The sequence below is a fragment of the Caenimonas sedimenti genome (assembly GCF_007833165.1).
Taxonomy (GTDB): domain Bacteria; phylum Pseudomonadota; class Gammaproteobacteria; order Burkholderiales; family Burkholderiaceae_C; genus Ramlibacter; species Ramlibacter sedimenti.
This window is the reverse complement of the sequence record NZ_VOBQ01000018.1, coordinates 47,142-69,191: the sequence shown is the minus strand read 5'-3', so window position 1 is coordinate 69,191 and position 22,050 is coordinate 47,142. Positions and strand designations below refer to the sequence as shown.

The window sequence follows — 22,050 nt, the reverse complement described above, 5'->3', positions numbered from 1 at the left end:
TTCCCGCCTTCGCGGGAATGACGGCCAAAAGGGAATGACGGCTAAGTGGGAACGAACAACACGCGCCGCTGCGCTTCTTTCAAGGAAGCACCGGGCGGCGGGGAGATGCCCCACTGGTCGACGCGGCCGGGGGGCCACTTCCAGTCTTCGGGGCCGCGCGGCTGGTAAGAGTCATCCACCTGCTCCACCTCGGCGGTGTACTCGATGACGACACCAAAGGGATCGATGAAGTAGTTGAAGAGGTTGTTGCCGGGGCCGTGGCGGCCGGGGCCCCACTGGATCGGATGGCCGGCATCTTTCATGCGGCCGCCGCCGCGCATCACCGATTCGTAGTCCGGCATCAGGAAGGCGATGTGGTTCAGCGCGTCGTTGTCGGTGATGCCGATGGCGATGGTGTGGTGGTCGGTGTCACAGTTCATGAAGGCCATGATCCCGGTGCGGTCGGCCAGGGTGAAGCCCAGGGCCTGCTCCAGGAAGGCCTTGGTCTCGTCGACGGCATGGCTGTTCAGCACCACGTGGGTGAGGCGGATGGGGCGGTCGCGCGTGGGCTCCCTGGCCTCGTGCGTGCGGTCGCCGTGCACCACCTGGAAGATGCGGCCGTGCGGGTCACGCAGCGTGAGACCCGTGCCACCGGCCGGATTCTTCGTCAGCGGGCCGATCGGCGAGAGGATGGTGCCGCCGGCACGCGGCGCCGCCTCCGCCACGGCTTGCAGGGCCTCGGCGCTGCGCGCGCGCAGCGTCACCTGGCGCAGCTGCGGCAGCTCGCCGCCCGCATAGAGCGCCAGCAAGTGATGGTCGGTGCCGCTGCCGCGCAGGTACACCGCGCCTTCCTTGCGGTGCGACACCTCGAGGTGCCACACCTCGGTGTAGAAGGCTTCGGCCTTGGCGAGGTCCGGCACGTTGAGCGCGACGCTGCGCAGGCCGGCGATCCAGGGGGAGCTCATGAGACGGTGTCTTTCTGCCGCGCGAGGAAGCGTTCGGCGTTGCCCTGCACGAGCGCGGTGACGGTGGCCTCGTCGAAGCCGGCGGCTTCGATCCGCTCCACCGGCGTGCGATCGTGGAAATTGAATGGATAGTCGGTGCCGATCATCAGCTGCGAGCTGCCGAAGCTGTCGGCCAGGAAGCGCAGCGTCGGCATGTCGAACACCAGCGTGTCGTAGAACAGCTTGCGCGCCTGGTCCACCGGCGCCTCGGCCACGCTGTCCTTCAAGGCCGGGAAGACGCCCCAGCCCTGCTGCAGTCTCGGCAGCAACAGGCCCAGCGTGCCGCCGCCGTGGCTGAACGCGATTCGCAGCTTGGGCCGGCGCACCAGCAGGTTGCCGGTGATGACGGAGGCAGCGGCCAGGCCGACATCGCCCGGATAGCCCAGCACTTGCTGCAGCGGCGCTGGTCCAACGAGGCGGTCCATCCCGGCCGGCCGGATCGCATGCACGAAGACGGCCGCGCCCAGCGCCTCGCAAGCTTCGAAGAACGGATCGAACTGCGGCGCACCGATGGGCGCGCCATTGATGTTGCTGCCGACCTCGACGCCGGGGAAGCCCAGCGTCTTGATCACGTATTCCAGTTCACGGATGGCGAGGTCGACGTCCTGCAACGGCACGGCGCCCAGCCCAGCCAGGCGGCCGTTGCTCTCGTCCACCATGCCGGCGATCTGGTCGTTCAGGTAACGCAGCAAGGGTTGCGCGTCGGCGGGCGCCATCCAGTACGACAGCAGCTCCGGCATCGGCGAGACGACTTGCAGCGCCAGGCCCATGCCCGGCAGGTCTTCGAGCCGCTTGGCGGTGTCCCAGCACTTGTCGGACACGGTGCGGTAGACCTTGCCCGCGATCATCACGTTGCGGTGGCATTCGTGGGCCGGCGCCATCGAAGGCCAGTCCGTCGGGACCTTGGCGCCCAGATACGACGGGAAGTCGTGCGGGATCACGTGCGCATGCACGTCGATGCCGCAGGCGCACTTGATCTGGCCGGCCATCACTCCGCCGTGATGCCCAGCGTCTTGACGACCTGCGCCCAGCGCTCACGCTCGCCGCGCATGAAGGCTTCGAACTCCGGCACCGACATCTTCTGTTCCGCGATGGACCCCAGCGCCAGCAGGCGTTGCGTCACTTCGGGCTGCTTCAGCACGGCTTCCAGGTCGCGATTGACACGCGCGACGATGTCGGGCGGCGTGCCCGCCGGGGCGAACACGCCGTTCCAGCCGGTGTATTCGAAGCCCGGGAACGTCTCGGCCAGGGTGGGGACATTCGCCAGGTCGGCCTGGCGTTGCGCCGTGCTGATCGCCAGCCCGCGCACCTGGCCCGCCTTCAGGTAGGCCGTGAGTGCCGCGTCCGGCAGGCACACCAGCTGCACGCGGCCGCCGATCACATCCTGCATCGCATCGGTGGCTTTGGTGTACGGCACGTGATTGAACTTCACGCCGCCCATCTGCGCCACGCTGTCGGCCAGCATGCCGGAGAAGGTCTTGGGCCCTTCGGTGGCGATGGTGATGGTTCCCGGCGCCGCTTTCGCCTTGGCGAAAACCTCGGCGAGGTCCTTCGCCTGGAAGCTCGAAGCCGCGGCGATGACGAACGGGCTGCGTCCGACGAGGCGGACCGGCACGAAGTCCTTCACCGGGTCGTACGGCAGTGCCTTGAAGGTGAAGGCGTTGGTCACCATGGCGGCGGTGGTCGCGTAGTAGAACGTGTAGCCGTCAGCCGGTGAGCGCGCCGCCGCCTGCGCGCCGATCACGTTCTGGCCGCCGGGGCGGTTCTCGATGACGATGGGCTGTGGCCAGCTCTTGCCCAGCTGGTCGGCAACGTAGCGCGCCAGGATGTCCGGGCCCGCGCCAGCCGGTTGCGAGAGGATGAACTTGACCGGGCGCTGGGGCCAGGCCGGGGTCTGGGCCCATGCCGCGCCGGCGAATGGGAATAGCGCCGCCGCGCGGGCGAAGTCTCTGCGTTGCATGGGGCTTTGTCTCCTGATTGCCTCGCATGCTAGGGACTTCCCCTGCATCTGGCCAGACGATACCGTGGATTCATAGAATCCATGCCATGGATATCCGATCTGTTGACCTGAACCTGCTGGTGGTGTTCGACGCCATGGCGCGCCACCGCAGCGTGGGCCTTGCGGGCGAGGCCCTGGGCCTGAGCCAGCCGGCGACCAGTGCCGCCCTCGCGCGCCTGCGCGCCACCTTCGACGACGCCTTGTTCGTGCGCGCCGGCACGCAGATGAAACCCACGCCGCGCGCACTGGAGCTGGCGCCAGCCATCCACCGCGTGGTGGAGTCCATCCAGACCGACATCCTGCAGCAGGCCGAGTTCGATCCGGCCAGTGCCGACCGCAGCTTCACCATCCTCACGCCCGACATCGGCGAAGTGGCTTTCCTGCCCGGCGTGTTGCGCAGGCTGCGGCAGGAGGCGCCGCAAGTGCGCCTGCTGGCCAGCGCCTTGCCAAGGCAGGCGGCGGCGCAGGCGCTGGAGTCGGGCGAAGCGGACCTGGCGGTGGGCTTCTTCCCTGATCTGCAGAAGGCGGGCTTCTTCCAGCAAGGCCTCTTCAAGACTTCCTATGCGTGCATCACGTGCGCCAAGTCCGGCCCGCGCGTCGAGCGCCTCACGCGCAAGCAGTACCTGGAAGCGCGGCATGTGGTCGTGCGGCCCGACGGCCGGGAGCATGCGCTCGACCGCTTCCTCGAAGCCAAGGGGTGGCGGCGCCATGTGACGCTGGAGCTGTCGCACTTCATGAGCCTGTTGGCCCTGCTACCGGGCACCGACCTGGTGGCCACGGTGCCGGAAGACATCGCGACCGTGACGGAGCGCCTGGTGCCGATCCGTCGCATCGCCCTGCCCTTCAAGGCGCCGGTGATCGATGTGCAGCAGTTCTGGCATCGGAGAATGCAGCACGATCCGGCGAGCAAATGGCTGCGGGGGGTGTTTTACGACGTCAACCGGCGGGAGGCGAATGCGGGACTGCCGCGGTGATCTGTTTGGTTTACAAATCATCAATGCCATTCCCGGGGACCACGTATGGATGCGCTGTTAACCGACTTCAGCCAAAGGCGGTGGGAGACACGCCCTTTTGAACGGCTGTTTGAACTCTTGCAATCAGGCCCGCAAGCGGCGGCGTTGTTTGCGGAATCAGCCCTTGAGCGCGTGCCGGAGGGAGGAACTTTCCTCAACACGGCGCTGAGTTTCGTGCCGCGCGATGAGTTCCAACGCTTGGTCGAGGCATCGCTGCAGCGTTTGGGACGGTCGCAAGCGGCAGAGGATTTGGTGGCCCATGCCAGCCTGCAGTTTCCCGATCTGCTGCACCCCCATCTGGGGCAAATCTTCGAAGCGCGGCCCAACAAAGACACTTACTACGAGCAATGGCCATGGAGGAGTTCCGGCGAAGCCGCAGGCGAACACTTGCTGGACGTGCTGGCATGCCCACCTTCCGAAGCTGCCGCGCTCAGGGCTTGGCTCTGCCTGCTGGAGACCCGCCACGAAACACTGTTGCGCGTGGCCGAGGCCAAGGCCGATGCGGTTCCGCTGGAGCTGCCATTCGCCGACTACTTGCTGGAAATTGGATTCGCGTGGCCTCACGGGCCAATGTACACGTCCGAGGTCTCGCACCTGATCTTCGCGGAAGGCTACTTCACCGCACCCCGTGCGACCTGGACCGCGCGGACACTGCACCCGAGCTGGCATGTCGAGGGCACCGGAGTTGCATGCAGAGTGGGTGGCTGCGCCGCTGGCACCTGTGGCCTGTGCGGAGGGCAGTTGCACCATCTCCTCACTTGCCCTTTGCCGGCCGGCAACGGTGAGTCGACGTGTGAACCGATCGCTTTCGTGACGTGCCTCTCCTGCCTGGGCTGGGAAAAGCCTTTGCTGTCGTACCACCATCCTGTCGGCGACTGCCCGCGCTCTCTGGATGTCGGGAATATCGTGCCGCAGTTTCCTGCGCTGCCGCTGAGAGAGACCGTGGCGCAACTGACGCCGACCCCGTCTCGCTGGAGATGGCAGGATTGGGGACTCTCCAATTCGCGCGAGAACCTCTGTCGCGTGGGAGGCTATCCGACCTGGGTTCAATCGGCAGAGTACCCGGCCTGCCCGGGATGTGAAGAGCGAATGCGCTTCGTATTGCAACTCGACTCCGAGTTGCCAACGGAAAATGACGGCGAGTGGCTCTGGGGCAGTGGCGGGGTGTGCTATGCGTTTTGGTGCGCCAGTTGCCGCAACAGCAGCTTGTTCTGGCAATGCACTTGACCCGCAACTGGAATCCGGGCGACGGTGAATACGAACCTGGCGGCCCATCAACCTTGCTGATCCGGCACCTTCGACGCGAGAAACTCCCGCACGATGCGCGCCGCCTGGTCGGGCACACACTGAAGCAGGAAGTGCGGTGCCACGAACTCTTCAAGGTCGGCCTGCATGGCCGCAGCCAAGATCAACTTCGACGCGCTTGGTGGCACCACGCGATCCTCCGAGGCCCGGAGGACCAGCACCGGAACTTCAATGGACTTCAGCTTTTCGACGACGTCGATGCTCGTGACTGCGTTCAAGCGCTCACGCAAAGCGGTTGGGGAGACTTGTTGAATTGATTGGCGCAGCGCATCGCGAAGGCCTGAATTCGCGAAGCGGCCGCATAACGCAAGTTCCAGCAATCGAAGGGGCGGCTTGCCAGGAGCATGGGAAGCAAGGATCGGAACGGCCCGAGGAAAGGACGCGGATTCCGCGCGAACGTGCAGCACAGGATGACGCCCAGCAGATTCGGCGGTCGGCTGGCGGCGAGGGAGATGGCGATCGGACCGGAGAAAGATTCGCCGAGGAGCACGAATGGCTCGCCACGCGGCAACGCCGATCTCGCGACCTCTTCGAGACCGGCATAGTTCAATACGGCCGTCGGTGGATACCGAACCACTTGCGTCGCGCCCCCGTAGGCCGCAATGAACGGCGCGAACAGCTCGCCCGTTCCGTCCATGCCGGGGAGAAGCACGAGAGTCAACTTGCTCGTGCTACCGGGAACCACACGGGATCGCGAAATCGACATGGTAGTGCTCGTCGTGGCGCACCCACGGCTTGCCCTTCATGAACGGAAGCTGCGTGCGCAGGTAGGCGCCGCGTGGCGTCGCGAAGAGCTTCGGCAAATACTTGTCGTCGAAGATCACGAGCGCAATACCTGCGCCTCGCGCCTTCGCCGACACGTCGAGCTGGTAGAGATGTTCCGCCATCGCCTGGAAGTCGATGGCGTACTCGCCGTGACGGCCGTTCGCATCGAACTCGATGTCGTAGCCGAATCGCTCGGTCAACTTCGTCGGCAACGCGACCGATTTCCCCTTGGCATCCAGGACGGGAACGAAGAAGTCGATCGAAAGGCCGTTCTGGTGCGTTCGATGCGGACGGAATTGGCCGCCGGACGGCCAGCCGGTCTCGCCGTAGACGAAGGTCTTGGCCGGGGCCGATGCTTCGAGGGCCTTGTAGCTTTGCGCGAAGATGGCAGCGACGCGCGAATGCACATGGGTTCGGCCAGCCGCGGCTGCCAGGGAACTGTAGGCGGAGAAATTCGCTCCGCCTGCCGGGAGCGCCACGGCGCCCTCGATGCGCCCGTTGCTGACGGTTCCGAAGCAGCGGCTCTCGGCGGCAACTGCCGAAGCATGGGCGCAGGCCAGGAGCGCAAATCCCAACAACAGTTGATCGATCGAAAGGAACACAGGGCGGCAATACTACGCCGTCGCGTTGCGAGCCGGGCCGCGGGGGGGCGCCCCCATCCCAACCTTCCCCCAGAGCGGGAAGGGGGAAAGCCCGTCAGCCGGCGGTGAGGCCAGCCGCTTCCACCCCCGCCATGCAGATCAATTCATCCTCATCGCCGGTACCGCCACTGGCTCCCACCGCGCCGATCACATTTCCAGTCGCATCCTTGATGACGACGGCGCCCGTCTGCGGTAGGAACTTCCCTTCCGCGGTCGCCGCCAGCGACACGAAGAAATTCGGATTCCCCTTCGCCCGCTCACCCAGCACCCGGCTGGAAACGCCCATGCCGACCGCGCCCCAGGCCTTCGCCCGCGCGATGTCGAAACGGAACATGCTGGCGCCGTCCTCGCTCGCGAAGGCCTTGAGGTTGCCGGATTCATCCAGCACGGCGATGCCCATCGGCTTGAAGCCGGAGGCCGTGGACTTCGCGAGGGCCGCCTCGATGATCGTGTTGGCTTGCGCCAGGGTCAGCTTGACCATTCAATCCTCCGGTTTGAAGCCGATCGCCTTGGCCACGCCGCCCCAGTAGGCGTGGTCCTGTTTCACCATGGCGGCGAAGCGGTCCGGCGCGACCCGCAAGGGTTCCAGGCCATTCTTGGCGAAGGTCTCCGTCATCGCCGGCGAGGCGAGCGCTTCGCCGACAGCCGCATTGATCGCGGCCACGCGCGTGGCAGGCATCTGCGCCGGGCCGAACCAGGCCAGCCACTCCAGCGATGCCAGCTCCTTGTACCCCAGCTCCGTCATCGTCGGCACCTCGGGCAGCGCCTTCCAGCGCGTGGGGGCATTGACGGCCAAGGCCCGCAGCTTGCCCGAACGCACATGCGGCAGGATCTCGCTGACGACATTGATGCTGAACGGGACCTGGCCACCGAGCAGGTCGGTGAGCAGCGGCGCACCGCCCTTGTAGGGGATGGGATTCAAGTCCACGCCGGACTGCTTGGCCAGCAGCATGCCGGTCAGGTGGCCCGCCGAGCCGGTGGCCGGAATGCCGAAATTGGCCTGCGTGGGGTTGGCCTTGGCCCAGCGCAGCAGGTCGGCCACCGACCTCACGTCCGCCGGCATGCCCGGGCCCGCGGTCAGCACCGTCGTGAAAGAACACAAGCCGACGACGGGCGTGAAATCGGCCAGCGTGTCGTAGGGCAGCTTCTTGTACACGTGCGGCTGCAGCACGATGATGGACCCCGGGGCTTGCAGGAGGTTGTTGCCGTCCGGCGCGGCGCGCTTGACGAATTCAGCCGCGATGCGCCCGCCGGCGCCCGGCTTGCTGTCGTAGACCATCGTCTGGGGAAACTTGCCCCGCATCTGCTCGATGAGAGGCCGCGTCACCTGGTCGCCCAGGCCGCCCGCCGGAAAGCCCGACCAGATGAACATGTTGCCCGCCTGGCCGAAGGCCGGCAGCCCCGCAGCCGCGCCGCCGATGGCCGCGGCTGCGCGCAGGATGTCTCTACGTTGCATGCTTGTCTCCTTGTTCAGAACGGGTAGTGCCGCGGCGCCGTCTGGATCGTCATCCAGCGCAGCTCGGTGAAGGCTTCGATGCCGGCCTTGCCACCGAAGCGGCCGTAGCCGGATTCCTTGACGCCGCCGAAAGGCATCTGCGCCTCGTCGTGCACGGTGGGGCCGTTGATGTGGCAGATGCCCGATTCAATGCGCCGCGCGACCTGCATGGCGCGCGCAACGTCGCGGCCGAACACGGCTGCGGACAAGCCATAGGGGTTGTCGTTGGCGCAGGTGATGGCGGCTTCGACACCTTCGACCCGCACCACCGGCTTGACCGGGCCGAAGCTCTCGTCGTGGTAGATCTTCATGTCGCGCGTGACGTGGTCGAGCACGGTCGCGGGCATCAGCGTGTTCTCGGACTTGCCGCCGCACACCAGCGTGGCGCCCTTGGCCAACGCATCGTCGATCAGCGCGTTGCAGCGCTCGACCGTGGCCATGTCCACCACAGACCCCAGCACGACCGGGCCCTTGCGCGGATCGCCCAGCGGCAGTCCGACGGCGCGCGCGGCGAGCTTGGCGACGAACGTATCGGCAATTTTCGCGTCCACCACGATGCGTTCGGTGGACATGCAGATCTGGCCGGAGTTGGCGAAGGCGCCGAAGATCGCGCCGTCGACGGCCGCGTCGAGATCGGCGTCGTCCAGCACCACCAGCGGAGCCTTGCCGCCCAGTTCGAGGATCGCCGGCTTGAGGTACTTGGCGCAGGTCTGCGCGATGATCTTGCCGACCTTGGTGGAGCCGGTGAAGTTGACGCGGCGCACGGCCGGGTGGGACACCATCGCCTCGACGACTTCACCAGCATCGGCCGGCGCGTTGGTCACGAAGTTGACCACGCCAGGCGGCAAGCCCGCCTCTTGCAGCGCTTCGATGATCAAGCCGTGCGTGGCCGGGCACAGCTCGGAGCCTTTGAGGATGACCGTGTTGCCGCAGGCCAGCGGCGTTGCGATGGCGCGCACGCCCAGGATCACCGGCGCGTTCCAGGGCGCGATGCCCAGCACCACGCCGGCCGGCACACGCAGGCCCATGGCCAGGCTGCCGGGCACGTCGGAGGGGATCACTTCGCCGCCGATCTGCGTGGTGATCGCCGCGGCCTCTTGCAGCATGCCGGCGGCCAAGTGCACGTTGAAGCCGGCCCAGGGGGCGGCGGCGCCGGTCTCGGCGGCCATCGCTTCGATGAACTTCGGCGCCTTGGCCTCCAGTGCCACGGCCGCCTTCTGCAACAGCGCACGGCGCGCGCCGGGGCCCATCGCCGACCAGGCCGGGAAGGCCTTGGCGGCGGCGTCGACCGCAGTCAGCGCGTCTTGTGCGGTTCCCGCGGGAGCCCGCGTGGCGATCGTGCCATCCAGCGGATTGCGCCGCTCGAAAGTCTTGCCGGAAGCGGAGGCTGTCTTTTCACCGGCTATGAGCATGCGGATGTCGTTCATGGTTCTCTCTTTGGTGGGCTCCACGCGCGTGAGCGACTGGAAGCCGTACTTGTTCATGCTGACGAATTGGGGGACCGCGGGATGCGGCAGGAACTTGGTGCGGCAATCCAGCACCGCCGGCAGGCCGGAGGCGATGGCGCGCTGCAGGGCGCCGGCGACGTCGCCCGCGCGCGTGACGACTTCGCCATGGCAACCGAAGCCGCGTGCGATGGCCGCGTAATCGGTGTCTTCCAGCGCCGTCGCCATCTCGAAATCCAGGCCCAGCTTCTGGCCCATGCGGATCACGCCCCAGGCGGCATTGTTGTGGATGAGGGTGATGACTTGCAGCTTGTTCCGGCGTGCCGTGTCCAGCTCGTTGAGCGTGAAGCCGAAGGCGCCGTCACCGGTGATGTTGACGACGGTCTTGCCGGGGTTCTGCGACTTGAGCGCGATGGCCGCCGGCAGGCCGTAGCCCAGGTGGCTCATGCCCGGCTCGTGGAAGCGCGTGCGCACGTCGTGCACCGGCGTGAAGTCGTTGCTCCAGAAGGTGGTGTGGCCGCCGTCGTAGACCGCGAGCGAGTCCTTGGGCAGCGCGTCCGCGATGGCCTTCGCCAGGGCGGCCGGGTGCATCGTCTCTTCGGTGTCGGCGGCCATGATGGCCAGCTTGCGTTCGTAACGGGCGCGAACGGCGCGGACTTCTTCCAGCCAACTGGCGTCGGCCGCTGCGTCTTCACCCAGCGCAGAGAGGATGTCGCGCAAGGCTTCGCCCGCATCGGCTTGCATCGCCACTTCATGCATCGCCGCCCCGCCGAGCGCCGAAGGATCGATGTTGACGTTGATGAGCTTGTGGTGGCGCCGCGCCAGCGCGCCGCGCTCGTCCCACATCCACGAGGACCAGCGGCAGCCGACACTGATGATCACGTCGGCGCGCTCGAAGGCGTGCTTGACCGCCTCGCCGGCGATGATGCCGCCGTGGCCGATGAAATGCGGGCTGTCGGACGGCACGACGCCCAGCGCCATTTGCGTGGGGACGACGGGGGCGTTGAGGCGTTGCGCGAGTTCGCGAAGCGCGTCAGACGCGCCAGCCACCACCACGCCGCCACCGCCGACCACGAGCGGCCGCTTGGCGCTTTGCAAGAGCGCGACTGCGGCCTCGACTGCCGCTGCAGCCGGACGCGGCGGCAACGTCGCGCGATACCGGGCCGGAGCCACATCGAACTCATCGGCTGCGAAGGCATGCACCTCACCCAGCACGTCCTGCGGGATGTCCAGGTGCACAGGCCCGGGCCGGCCACTGAGCGCCTCGCGGAAAGCGCGCCGCGCCAGCTCGGGCATGCGCCGGCCGTCCTGCACCACGGCATTCCATTTCGTCAGCGGTGTCGTCACGGCCCGCGTGTCCATGTCCATGAACACGCCGCTGTGCGGATAGGAGGAGGCGCGATGCTGGTTGGTGGTGATCGCCAGCAGCGGCAGGTTGTTGTTGAAGGCGACGCCGAGGCCGGAGGCCATGTTGAGCCCGCCGGGGCCCAACTCGCCGACCGCCACCGCCATCTTGCCGGTGCCCGCATGCACGGCCGCGGCCATCATCGGGCCGGCAGCCTCGTGGCGCACGCCGATGAAGCGGATCTTCGGTTCCTGGCTCAGCGCGTGGAACAGCGGCGAGAGCTTGCCGCCGACGATGCCGAACACCGTGTCGACGCCTTCGGCCAGCAGGATGCGCACCAGCGCCTGCGCGCCCGTCACCCGCACGGGCGGGCGTTGCGCCGCCTGCAGGACGGCTTCGCCTGGGCTGGGATTGCGTGTCATAGGGGCTGGATGATGCGCGGCAAACCCCTGTGACGCGATGGACGATTCGGCCGTTTACATGTACTTTTCCGGCATCGGGTGAAAATCCAGTCCATGAAGCCCGCGCCGCTGCTGCTCGTCCCCTTCCGCGAAGTCCGTCACGACCAGCCGGACGATTGCCTGCACTACGAATCGGTGGCGGAACGCGGCACCGAGATGGACTGGACGATTCCGGCCCATCGGCACGACGGTTTGCATCAGTTCCAGTTGCTCGCGCAGGGCAGCATGCGCGGCACCATCGACGGCCGCGAGTTCGAGGCGCAGGCGCCGGTGCTGCTGATGCTGGCGCCGGGCTCTGTCCACGGCTTCACCTACACGCGCGATGCCGTGGGGCACCAGGTGACGGTGCCGACGGCGACGCTGCAGCGCCTGTTGGCCGGGTCGACTCTCGCTGAATCCGAGCTGGCCGCGTCGTTCGTGCTCGACGGCTTGCCGGACGAAGAGCAGGCGGTCTGCAACGCGCTCTTCGCTCAGATCGCTCGTGAGTTCCGTGCGCAGAGCCCAGGCCGCGTGCACGCCCTGCTGGCCTGCGCCACGCTGCTGGCGGTGCAATTCCTGCGGCAACGCGGTGAGCATTTCAGCCGCGAGAAGAGCCAGGGAACGCGGGATGTGCTGGTGCAGCGGTTTCACGCGCTGGTCGAGCAATCCTTTCGCGAGCATCGGCCGTTGTCTTTCTACTCTGATGCGTTGGGGGTGACACCCGACCACCTGAGCCGCAGCTGCCGCAGCGTGACGAAGCAATCCGCGCTGCAGTTGCTGCATGAGCGATTGATGCTGGAAGCGCGGCGTCTGCTGGCCTATACGCCGATGCCAGTGGCAGAGGTCGCCGTGCAACTGGGGTATGAAGACGCGGCGTACTTCAGCAAGTTCTTCAGCAAATGCGTGGGGAATACGCCTTCTGAATACCGCGCGTTGGTGGCGAAGGGTGTGCTCGCGAGCCGCTGAATTGACTTGCTCCCTCTCCCTCTGGGAGAGGGTTGGGGTGAGGGCAGGCGCGGCACGGCATTGGTCTGGTGACGCCTCGTCGGGCGGCAACCCTCACCCCAGCCCTCTCCCAGAGGGAGAGGGAGAAACAGCCCGAAGCCGCTGCGATCCCACCATGCCTCGACGCATCTTCGCTGGGGGTGTCCCCATGCAAGTGCGTGGGGAATGCGCCGTCGGAATACCGGGCGCTGGTGGCAAAGGGCGTGCTCGCGAGCCGCTGAATTGACTTGCTCCCTCTCCCACAGGGAGAGGGAGAAACAGCAGGAATAGCAACTCAGGACTCCGCGTCCAGCAAACCGCCAGTCCGCGCCAACCGACGCGCGATCGCCGGCTCCAGCAGGCCCAGGTGACCCGCAACCGTCAGCCGCGCACTCGCCCGCGTCACGGCGGTATAGACCAGCTCGCGCGTCAACACCCGGTTCATCCGGTCCGGCAGCAGCAGCGCCGCATGCGCGAACTCGGAGCCCTGCGATTTGTGGACGGTCATCGCGAACGCCGTCTCCACGCCCTGCAGCCGGCTGGGAAGCACCCAGCGGATGCCGCCGTCGCCGCGCGCGAAGGCCACGCGCAGGGTCCAGTCACCCCGGCCGCCGCCGGCCGGTGGCTGCGCCAGCGTGACGCCCACGTCACCGTTCATCAGCCCGAGCCCATAGTCGTTGCGGATGACCATGACCGGCCGGCCCAGGTACCAGCCCTGGTCGGCCGGGACCAGCCCTTCGGCTTGCAGCCAGGCCGCGACTTGCGCGTTCAGCGTCTCGACGCCGGCCGGGCCGCGGCGCACGGCGCACAGCAGCCGGAACGCACCGAACGCATCGAGCACATCACGCGCCCAGCCGTCCATGGCGGCCGCATCGGCGGCCGCCGGCGGCTTGCGCCGGCGCAGCACGCCCAGATAGTGGCGAAACCCAAGCGGCGCATCGCGGCGGGGCCGCCCGGCGCGGGCTGCCGGCACGGCACCCACCGCGTCCACCGCGCCTTCCAGCACCAGTTGCCGCAGCGCCTCGCCGTCCATCGGCAGTTCCGCGAATGCCAGGTCGGCCGGCGGATCGGCGCGCAACGCGGCGAGCGCACCGGCATCGCCCGCGTTCACCGCATCGGCCAGCCGGCGAATGCCGCTGCCCTCGGTGAAGCGGTGGCTCTTGCGCAGCTTCACCACGGCCTGGTCCAGCGGTTGACCGCGTGGGTCCCGCATGTCGCCGGGCACGTCTTCGCCGGTGACCGCACGCAACCAGTCAGTCGTCGCCTGCGTATAGTGGCCGCCGTCGGCACGCCGGCACAAGGCACCCAGCACCGCACCCGCTTCCACCGAAGCCAGCTGGTCCTTGTCGCCCAGCAGCACCAGCCGCGCGTGCGCGGGCAAGGCCTCCAGCACGTTGGCCATCATCTCCAGGTCCACCATCGAAGCCTCGTCGAGCACCAGCACGTCGAGCGGCAGCGGATTGCGCGCATGGTGATGGAAGCGCCGCGTGTCCATCCGGCTCCCGAGAAGGCGATGCACAGTCGTCACTTCGGTGGGGATCGCCGCGCGCACCCGTTCGCCATGCGCGTCGCGGGCGAGCAGCAAGTTGGCCACCGCGCTCGCGATCGATTCGTTCAGCCGCGCCGCCGCCTTGCCGGTGGGCGCGGCGAGGCGGATCCGCAGCTTGGGCCCGGTCGCCATCGCGAGGTCCTGCAGCACCGCCAGCAGCCGCACGACCGTCGTCGTCTTGCCCGTGCCAGGACCACCGGTGACGATGGCGAAGCGCGAGCGCGCCGCGAGCGCGCAGGCCACCTTCTGCCAGTCGAGCGGTGCGAACAGGTCGTCCGCAGGCGGAAACAACGCCGAGAGCACAGCGTGCAGACGTGCTTCGCCGCCGGTGCCGAGCGAGGCGGGACTGGCGAGACGTTCGGCGATCGCTTCGTCCACCGTGCGCTCGTAGCGCCAGTAGCGACGCAGGTAGAGGCGGTCGCCGGCCAACACCAGCGGCGTCGCGCCCGCGCCCGCGCTGTCGCCGAACCCGACGAGGCTGGCGTGGTCCAGCGCGGCGCGCCAGTCCTCCAGGCGGATGCCGGCCAGCACCTGGGCCGGCCCCAACGGCAAGTCCGCAGCGGGGGCATCGCCCTCTTCCGGCGGCAACGCCAGCGTCTCGCCGGCGTCGGCCAGCACGGCGCGCAGGTCCAGGAAGGCGTGACCGCGCCCAAGCTGGTGGCTGGCGAGTGCGGCGCCCAGCAGCAGCAGGGGATGCGCATCCGGCGCCTCGCGCGCCAGGAAGGCGGCCAGGGCGGCGTCGATCTCGCGCAACCAGCCGTGCCGCACCCAGGCTTCGAGCTGCGCCAGTTGCGCGACGGTGGCGACAGGCGGCGTCATGCGCGGCCCGCCCCATCGAACAATCGGTCCATCGCGTCCATCAGCGCGCGGCCCGGGCGTTCCAGATGCAGCCCCTGAGTGGGCGCGGCATGCCCGCGCAGGAAGATGTAGACCGCCCCGCCCACATGCCGGTCATAGTCGTAGTCCGGGATGCGGCTGCGCAAGAGCCGATGCAGCGCGAACAGGTAGATCGCGTACTGCAGCTCGTAGCGGTGCTTCAGCACCTCGGCCTGCATGGCTTCGGCGGTGTAGTCGGCATCGTGTTCCCCGAGCCGGTTGGACTTGTAGTCCGCGACGAAGTAGCGGCCATCATGCTCGAACACCAGGTCCATGAAGCCCTTGAGCATGCCGTTCAACTGCTGCTGCGCCAGCACCGGCCGCGCCACGCCGCCCAGCGTGTGCGCGGTGACCAGGGCATCGAGCTGGAGCGCATCCACGTGGTCCGCGGGAAACCAGAACTCCATCTCGTTCTGGATCGTGTGCAGGTCCGCGGGGCGCACCGGCGCGACGCCGGGCAATCCGGCGAGTTGCATCGGTGTCGCCAGCCAGCGGGCCAGCCAGCGCTGCAAGGGCGCGGCCCACTGCGTCCAGCCGCGCACCTCGCAACGCTTGCGGATCAGTTCGTCCACCTCCTGCGGCTCGCTCGCCACCGCACCGAAACCGCGCTCCCCGGCCCATTCCAGCACGCCATGCAGGAAAGTACCGGCGCTCGCGCCGCGCGGAAAGCCATGCAGGCTGTCCGGCGCCGGCTCCACCACGGGCGGTGGGCCTTCCTCGCCCGCGGCTTCCAGGTAGTTCGCCTCTTCCGCCGAAGCGGGCAGGCGCTGCGCCGGCTGCCCGCTCTCCGCCACGCGCAGCGCGGAGTAGCTGGCGATCCACCAGCGCTCGCGCGCGCCGGCAGGCAGCTTCGGCTCGGGCGCGAGGACGGTCTGCGCCGTGTCCGGTACGTAGCGCGACTCGCCCTCCGCCGGCACGGGCACGATCGCGACCCCAGCGGTGCGGCCGAAGGCCGCTTGCAGCAAGCCCTGCAGGCTGCCCGGCGGCACCGCCTCGCCACCCGCCAGCAGGTAGCCCGGCGCGCTGCGCGCGAAGTCCGCCAGGGGCGCCAGCCCCACCCAGGTGGCGAAGCGCCCGCGCGTGAGCGCCACGTAGAACTTGCGCACGTCCTCCCCCAGCCTTTCGCGGTTCACCCGCTCCAGCACTTCATCGCCGGCCGACAGCGACACCTGCAAGCGGCCCTCTTCGTCGTGCCACCGGTGCGGCAAGTCCGTGGCCTTGGCGGCACGGCTGTTGCTGGCAAAGGGCACGAACACCAGGCCGTACTCCAACCCCTTGGACTTGTGGACCGTGACCACCTTCACCAGTTTCTCGTCGCTTTCCAGGCGCAGCTGGCGCTCGTCCGGCTGCATCACCTGGGCCTGGCGCTGCTCGGCGAGATGGCGAACCAGGGCGTGCTCGCCCTCCAGCAGCCCGCTCGCCTGCTGCAGCAATTCGGCCAGGTGCAGCACGTCGGTCAGCTGCCGCTCGTCGTTCGCGGCGATCAGGCGGCGCGGCACGCCGAAGTCGTTGAGCAGCCGGCGCAACATGGGCAACACGCCTTGCCGCCGCCACTGCGAGCGGTAGTCGCGGAACTGCAGCAGCCGGGCTTCCCAGGCGTGCTCGTCGCGCTGCAATTCGTCCAGCGCGGACCAGGGCAGCGCGAGCAACGCGCTGCCGAGCGCGGCGCGCAGCAGGCGCCCGTCGTCGGGGTCGGCGCAGGCCTGCAGCAGGCGCTGCAGTTCGCGCGCCGCCGGGGTGCTGTAGACGTTGTCGCGGTCCGAGAGATAGACGCTGCGCACGCCGCGCCGTTGCAGCGCGCGTTGCAGGGTGCGCGCCTCGTGCCCGGTGTTGACCAGCACGGCGATGTCGCCGGGCTGCAGCGCACGCAGGCCTCGCGGGCCGGCAAACGCGGCTTCGCCATGCTGCCCCAGTTGCAGCAGGCGCACGATCTCGCTCGCGCAGCCGGTCGCCATGGCGGCGATGTAGTCGCCGGGCCGCGGCGCCTGCGGTGGATCGAACCACCAGCAATTGAGCGCCGGCGCCGGTGCGTCATGGACCTGCCAGGTCTCGGCGCGGCCCTGCGCGCCCACCTCGAAGAAGGGCAGCGGATTGTCATCGCCCTGGCGGAACAGGAAGGCCCCCGCGCCCTGGGCACGCTCCTCGGCCTGCACGAAGAAGCGGTTGACGGCCGCGACCAAGGTCTCGGTCGAGCGGTAGTTGGTCCCCAGCGTCGCATGGCGGCCCTGGGTGTCGCGCCGCGCCGCCAGGTAGGTGTGGATGTCGGCGCCGCGGAACGAATAGATCGCCTGCTTGGGATCGCCGATGAGCACCAGGGCCGTGGCACCTTCCGGCGATGCCGCGCCGTAGATGGCGCGGAAGATCGCGTACTGCACCGGGTCGGTGTCCTGGAACTCGTCGATGAGCGCCACCGGGAATTGCGCCCGGATGGTCTGCGCGAGCCGCTCGCCGTTCGGGCCCTGCAAGGCGGCCGCCAGGCGCGTGAGCAGGTCGTCGAAGCCCATGCGGGCGAGGCGCTCCTGTTCGTCCTGCAGGCGTTGCGCGACCCAGCGGGCGGCGTGGCGCAGGACGTCCGGCTTGGCGTCGCGCAACGCTGCGAGCTGGATGTTCAGTTCGCGGAGGGCGGCAAGCGCGGCATGGTCGGGCGCTTTCCGGCCCTCTTTCCAGGCCACCTGCAAGCCCTCGGGCGTGAGTCTGGTCCAGGCCGTGGCCGTCAGCGCAGGCCGCACTTCCGAACCGCTGCACCACGCGCGCAGCAGGTTCAGCCAGCGGTGGTAGTCGGTCTTTTTCAGCTTGCGGCCGTCGACATGACCTGCCTCGACCGCCGCATCCAGCAGCCGCTGGATGTCATCGCACCAGTTGCGCCACGGGGCCTTGAGACCTGCCAGCAGCGCTTCGTTTTCTTCCCGCGCCTGCCGCAGGCTGTCGCGCGGCGCGGGCGCAGCCCCCCAATGCGCGGCATGCGGCAACAAGCCGAGCAAGGCCTGACGCAGCGCGGCCGGATTGCGCCACCAATCGGTGATGCTGCGGGCGTCCTCCTCCGCCAGCGCGTAGAACTCGCGCCGCCAGTAGTCGCGCACCGCTTCGTCGAGCAGGTCGTTCTGGTCGGCCTCCAACGCCTGCGAGAACAGGCTGCCGCTGGCGAACGCGTGCTCGCGGAGCATGCGGTTGCACCAGCCGTGGATGGTGGAGACGGCCGCCTCGTCCATCCACTCGGCCGCCAGGCGGAGGATGTGGGCGCAGGCGGGCCACTCGGCGGGCGGATAGCTCGCGCGCAGGTCGAGCAGGAAGTCGTCCGCGGGCGCCTGGGTTCCTGCCTGCGCAGGAACGACATCCTTTGCCTGGGTTCCTGCCTGCGCAGGAACGACAGCCTCCTGGACAGCCTGGAAAAGCACCGCGGCCGCCGCCAGGCGGGCGCGGATGCGGTCCCGCAGTTCCTTGGTGGCCGCCTCGGTGAACGTCACCACGAGGATCTGCGGTGGCATCAACGCTTCCCGGAAGGCCCCCGCGCCGCCATGCCCCAGCACCAGCCGCACGTAGAGCGCGGCGATGGTGTAGGTCTTGCCCGTGCCGGCGCTCGCCTCGATGAGCGAACGGCCCTGCAGCGCGAACCGCAGCGGGTCCAGGATGTCCGTCATGCGGAGTCTCCCTTGGGCGGATCGCCCAGGGCCTCCAGCATGGGGGCCAGCAAAACCTCGGCCCAGTGCATGAACTCGTCGCCGGCCCAGAGCGCGCCGAACTCCGGGAAGGCCCGGGCCAGGTGCGGCTGCATCGCGGCCTCGCCGGCGTTGTCGAAGTCATTGCCCTCGTAGGCTTTGCGCGCGGCTTCGTAGGCGGCTTCGCCCGCCTCCGCCCCGCCGGCGCGCAGGAAGGCATAGGCCGCTTGCGGCGCAAAGGGCAAGGGCCGCCGCATGCCGTCCTGAAACGCGGCGAGCAAGGCGTTCCAGTGCCGCTCGACGTCTTCGGTGGCGAGAGGAGGAAACGTCGCCGAACCCGCCTTGCTGAGAACGGTGGTGGTGAGCGCATGGCCACCCAGTTGCCCGGCCAGGTGCGCCACCCAGGGCGGCAGCAGCCGCTCGACGCGCCAGCGCTTGTCTTTCACGAGACCGCTGCTTTCCAGGACCAGGCGTGCGCGCTCGCCCTTCGCGTTGCGCCGCAGGCCCGTGAGCCAGTCGTCCAGGGCCAAAGGCGGCTCGCATTCGGCGAAGGTGATCGTCACCGCTTCATCGGGCAGCGTCGCCGGCCAGGCCGCCAACTCTTTCTGGTATTCCCCGAACAGCTTCTCCATCGGCGCCGCCAGCTCCTCGCGCACGCGGGCCGCGAACGCACCCACCGGCAGATCGCCACGGCGTTCGAACGCGGCCAGACGCGCCTGCAGCGCCGGCTCGCGCGGCGCCCCCGCATCCACCGCGGCGCGCTGCGCCTGGATCAGGTCGTCCTGCAATTGCCAGTTGGCCAGGCCGTCCAGGTCGAAGGGCTCGTGGTCCTGGCCGACCACGTCGTCTTCGCGCAAGTCGACGCCCAGGCGCTCGCGCAGGAAGGACCGCACCGGGCTGCGCGCGAAGTCGCCGAGCAGGCGCAGGTTCAACGGCGTCTCACGCACGCGCACCGGCAGGGCGGCGTGCAATGCGTCGTCCTGCAACGCATCCGGCTGCGCCCAGCTGGCCCGCCATTCGCGCGCATAGCTGAACAGGCCCGGCACCTTGCCTTCGAAATAGGCCGGGTGGAAGGGCTGGAGGCGATGCTCCGTCGTCAGCGCCCGCAGCAAGGCTTCACCGGCCTGAGCAGGATCGTCCACGCCTTGCAGCCGCCAGCCCGCAGCCAGATGGTCGCGCAACTGCGCCACCAGCACCGAGGGCGGGCGCGACTCGTTGTCGTGGATGCTCCGCCCCACCCAGCTCACGTGCAGGTGGTCGCGCGCCGACAGCAGCGCCTCCAGGAAGAGATACCGGTCATCCTCCCGGCGCGAACGGTCACCCGGCCGGAAGTCGCCCGCCATCAGGTCGAAGTCCATGGGGATGCGGCTGCGCGGATAGTCGCCGTCGTTCATGCCGAGCAGGGCCACCCGGCGGAACGGGATGGCGCGCATGGGCATGAGCGATGCGAAGGTGACGCCGCCGGACAGGAAGGCCTGGTTGAGGCCGGAAGGCTCCATGCGGGAGAGCCAATGCTCCCGCACCACCGCGAGCGGCAGTTCATCCTCGAGCGCGGCGGCTTCGCAGGCGTCCATCCACTCGTCCAGCGCCCCGTGCAGGCGCATCAACGTGAAACCGTCGTCGCTGCCGTCGTCGGCCTGGAAGAAAGTCTGCAACAGGCCCTTCAACCGGGTGAACCAGCTCGCCGGCGCCGCCGACTGCCCGATCTCGCGCCACAGCGCGTCCAGCGCGTCCACCAGCCGCACGAGTGGCCCCAGCAGCGCGGCGTCGAGCCCGCCGATCTCGTCGAGCGGCTCGATGTCCTGCCAAGGCTCGCCGCCGCCGACCGCATAACCCAGCAGCATCCGCTTCAGGCCGAAAGCCCAGGTGTTTTGCGCCAGGCCGGCCGGCAGTTCCAGATGTGCACGATGCTCCTCATGCAGGCCCCAGCGCACACCCGCCGCCGCGATCCAGCGGTGCAGCAGCGGCAGCTGCACCTCCGCGATGCCGAAGCTCGCGCGCAGCGCCGGCACTTCGAGCAAGTCGATCACGTCACTGGCGGACACACGGGCCTCAGGCAGGTTCAGCAACTGCTCCAGCGCACCCAGCAATGGATCCTGTTGCCGCTGGGTCTGGTCCGCCACGTTGAAGGGGATGTAGCGCGCGTCATCGCGCGCCAGCTGGCCGAACACCGCCTGCACGTGCGCGGCATAGGTGGCGATGTCCGGCACCATCACGATGACGTCACGTGGCGTCAGCGTGGGATCGTGGGCGAAGGCGTGCAGCAGCTGGTCGTGCAGCACCTCCACCTCGCGCTGCGGGCCGTGGGTGATGTGGAAGGCGAGCGAGCGGTCGCTCTTCTCGTTGACGGCCGGCCAGCGCGTTTGCGTCTCGCCCAGCGGCCGCAGATCGCGAATGTCGTCCTGCAACTGCCGCAGCAGCGTGTCGGCCGCGTTGGCCTCGAAGTGGTCGATGCGCAGGCCCGCGGCGGTGAAGCGGGGCTCGTAGCTTTCGCGTTCGTCGTGCGCGTCGAGCAGCCGGATGAAGTCGCGGCCCTGCCGGCCCCAGGCGGCGAGCAAGGGCTGGGCTTGCAGGTGCAGCAGCTCGGGCTCAACTTCCTTGCTGTTGCTCGCGCCTTGGTCGCGGCGCTTGCGCCGCGTGCGGCTGGCGCGCAGCAAGTGCTGGTCGGCCACGATGTGCGACCAGTCGTGCTCGCAGGGGTTGTGCACGCACAGCAGCACCTGCGTCCAGCGCGCCAGCGCGGCGAGCACTTCCAGCGATTGCTGCGGGAGGGAGGAGACGCCGAAGACGGTGATGCGGCGGGGGAGGCCTTTTGGTCTTTCATCGTCACCTGCGGCCTGGCATTTCTCGATGAAGCGGCGGTGGACTTCGGCGCGGCTGGAAGCGGCGCCTTCAGGGCCGACGTCTTTGAGCAGTTCTCTCCACAGCCTGGGCTGCCAGCGGAGGTCCCCAGGGATGTCATTCCAGCGAAGGCTGGAATCCAGGCCTCCGCCCGCCCCACCCTTCCCCGTCACCACATCCCTCCCCACCGCCCACTCCCCCAACCAATCCGCCCGATACACCTGATACTGATCAAACAAATCCGCCACCCGCATCGCCAGCTGATGCCTTTTCCGGCAATCCGGATCCTTCACCAAGAACCTTTGCAGCGGCACAAACTCAGCCTCACCCAGCAACGCAGGCAACAACCGCATCAACCGCCACACCAACCTCGACTTGTCAAACGCAGAAGTCGCCGGCACCGCATCCCGCCCCAACACCTGCCGATACGCCTCCCACAGCCCTTGCGAAGGCAGCTTCGTCTGCACCGCCGCCGCAATCCCCACGCCGCCCTGCGCCGGATCCGCCGCCAGCGCCAGCTTGAGCCACTGCGCGATGCCGTTGCTTTGGACCAGCACGACTTCGTCTTCCAGCGGCCCGAGCGGGTGCCGGGCCATCCAGGCGAGCATCAGCTCGCGCAGGGACTCGGGGTGGTTGCCGTGGACCACCATGAAGCCGGAGGGGAGGGAGATATGGGAGGCGGACATCAATCAATCACTTGGAACAATCACGCC

15 protein-coding genes and 1 pseudogene are annotated in these 22,050 nt (G+C 68.4%); 3 read left to right on the top strand and 13 right to left on the bottom strand.

Features of this window, described 5'->3' with window-relative positions:
* Positions 1-41 precede the first annotated feature (41 nt).
* From FN976_RS21920 to FN976_RS21910, 3 genes are read right to left on the bottom strand one after another with little or no spacing between them, the layout of a single operon-like run.
* Entirely contained in the window at positions 42-944 is a 903-nt protein-coding gene (locus FN976_RS21920) for a VOC family protein (protein WP_145895209.1), read from the bottom strand.
* The gene (locus FN976_RS21915; protein WP_145895208.1) at positions 941-1,972 is read right to left on the bottom strand and encodes an amidohydrolase family protein; all 1,032 of its coding nucleotides are present in this window, start codon (positions 1,970-1,972) and stop codon (positions 941-943) included. The genes FN976_RS21920 and FN976_RS21915 overlap by 4 nt, the downstream gene beginning before the upstream one ends.
* A complete protein-coding gene (locus FN976_RS21910; protein WP_186511083.1) occupies positions 1,972-2,943 on the bottom strand; it encodes a Bug family tripartite tricarboxylate transporter substrate binding protein in 972 nt (323 codons plus the stop codon). Before FN976_RS21910 ends, FN976_RS21915 begins: the two co-directional genes overlap by 1 nt.
* Before the next feature lie 86 nt (positions 2,944-3,029).
* On the opposite strand from FN976_RS21910, the gene FN976_RS21905 reads away from it, so the two are divergent.
* Positions 3,030-3,956 carry a LysR family transcriptional regulator gene (locus tag FN976_RS21905; RefSeq protein ID WP_186511081.1) on the top strand — a complete coding sequence of 309 codons (927 nt, stop codon included), beginning with the start codon at positions 3,030-3,032 and terminating at the stop codon, positions 3,954-3,956.
* 45 nt (positions 3,957-4,001) lie between these two features.
* Positions 4,002-5,222: a YwqG family protein gene (locus tag FN976_RS21900; RefSeq protein WP_145895205.1), complete on the top strand. Its 1,221-nt coding sequence runs from the start codon at positions 4,002-4,004 to the stop codon at positions 5,220-5,222.
* Between the two features lie 47 nt (positions 5,223-5,269).
* On the opposite strand, the gene FN976_RS29235 is transcribed toward FN976_RS21900, so the two are convergent.
* The 7 genes and pseudogenes from FN976_RS29235 to FN976_RS21870 all read right to left on the bottom strand — a co-directional run.
* Positions 5,270-5,518: an alpha/beta fold hydrolase gene (locus tag FN976_RS29235; protein WP_222432864.1), complete on the bottom strand. Its 249-nt coding sequence runs from the start codon at positions 5,516-5,518 to the stop codon at positions 5,270-5,272.
* Positions 5,515-5,961, bottom strand: coding sequence for an alpha/beta fold hydrolase (locus tag FN976_RS29230; protein WP_222432862.1), 447 nt, complete (start codon positions 5,959-5,961; stop codon positions 5,515-5,517). Before FN976_RS29230 ends, FN976_RS29235 begins: the two co-directional genes overlap by 4 nt.
* A gap of 10 nt (positions 5,962-5,971) precedes the next feature.
* On the bottom strand, positions 5,972-6,667 hold the full coding sequence (locus FN976_RS21890) for a penicillin-insensitive murein endopeptidase (protein ID WP_255440694.1): 696 nt from the start codon (positions 6,665-6,667) through the stop codon (positions 5,972-5,974).
* A gap of 94 nt (positions 6,668-6,761) precedes the next feature.
* Positions 6,762-7,187 carry a GlcG/HbpS family heme-binding protein gene (locus FN976_RS21885; protein WP_145895204.1) on the bottom strand — a complete coding sequence of 142 codons (426 nt, stop codon included), beginning with the start codon at positions 7,185-7,187 and terminating at the stop codon, positions 6,762-6,764.
* On the bottom strand, positions 7,188-8,162 hold the full coding sequence (locus tag FN976_RS21880; RefSeq protein ID WP_145895203.1) for a Bug family tripartite tricarboxylate transporter substrate binding protein: 975 nt from the start codon (positions 8,160-8,162) through the stop codon (positions 7,188-7,190).
* Between the two features lie 14 nt (positions 8,163-8,176).
* Positions 8,177-9,628 (bottom strand): aldehyde dehydrogenase, encoded by a 1,452-nt coding sequence (locus FN976_RS21875; RefSeq protein WP_145895293.1) that lies wholly within the window; start codon positions 9,626-9,628, stop codon positions 8,177-8,179.
* A 114-nt stretch (positions 9,629-9,742) separates the two neighbouring features.
* Positions 9,743-11,413, bottom strand: a pseudogene (locus FN976_RS21870) (thiamine pyrophosphate-binding protein); the annotation flags it as partial.
* A gap of 93 nt (positions 11,414-11,506) precedes the next feature.
* On the opposite strand from FN976_RS21870, the gene FN976_RS21865 reads away from it, so the two are divergent.
* Entirely contained in the window at positions 11,507-12,397 is an 891-nt protein-coding gene (locus tag FN976_RS21865) for an AraC family transcriptional regulator (RefSeq protein ID WP_145895202.1), read from the top strand.
* A gap of 313 nt (positions 12,398-12,710) precedes the next feature.
* Here the strand turns inward: FN976_RS21865 and recD are convergent, their stop codons facing one another.
* The 3 genes from recD to recC are packed head-to-tail and all read right to left on the bottom strand — an operon-like array spanning position 12,711 to position 22,023.
* The gene (gene recD / locus FN976_RS21860; protein ID WP_145895201.1) at positions 12,711-14,783 is read right to left on the bottom strand and encodes an exodeoxyribonuclease V subunit alpha; all 2,073 of its coding nucleotides are present in this window, start codon (positions 14,781-14,783) and stop codon (positions 12,711-12,713) included.
* The gene (recB, locus tag FN976_RS21855) at positions 14,780-18,478 is read right to left on the bottom strand and encodes an exodeoxyribonuclease V subunit beta (RefSeq protein ID WP_145895200.1); all 3,699 of its coding nucleotides are present in this window, start codon (positions 18,476-18,478) and stop codon (positions 14,780-14,782) included. Before recB ends, recD begins: the two co-directional genes overlap by 4 nt.
* A complete protein-coding gene (gene recC / locus FN976_RS21850) occupies positions 18,475-22,023 on the bottom strand; it encodes an exodeoxyribonuclease V subunit gamma (protein WP_145895199.1) in 3,549 nt (1,182 codons plus the stop codon). The genes recB and recC overlap by 4 nt, the downstream gene beginning before the upstream one ends.
* Positions 22,024-22,050 lie beyond the last annotated feature (27 nt).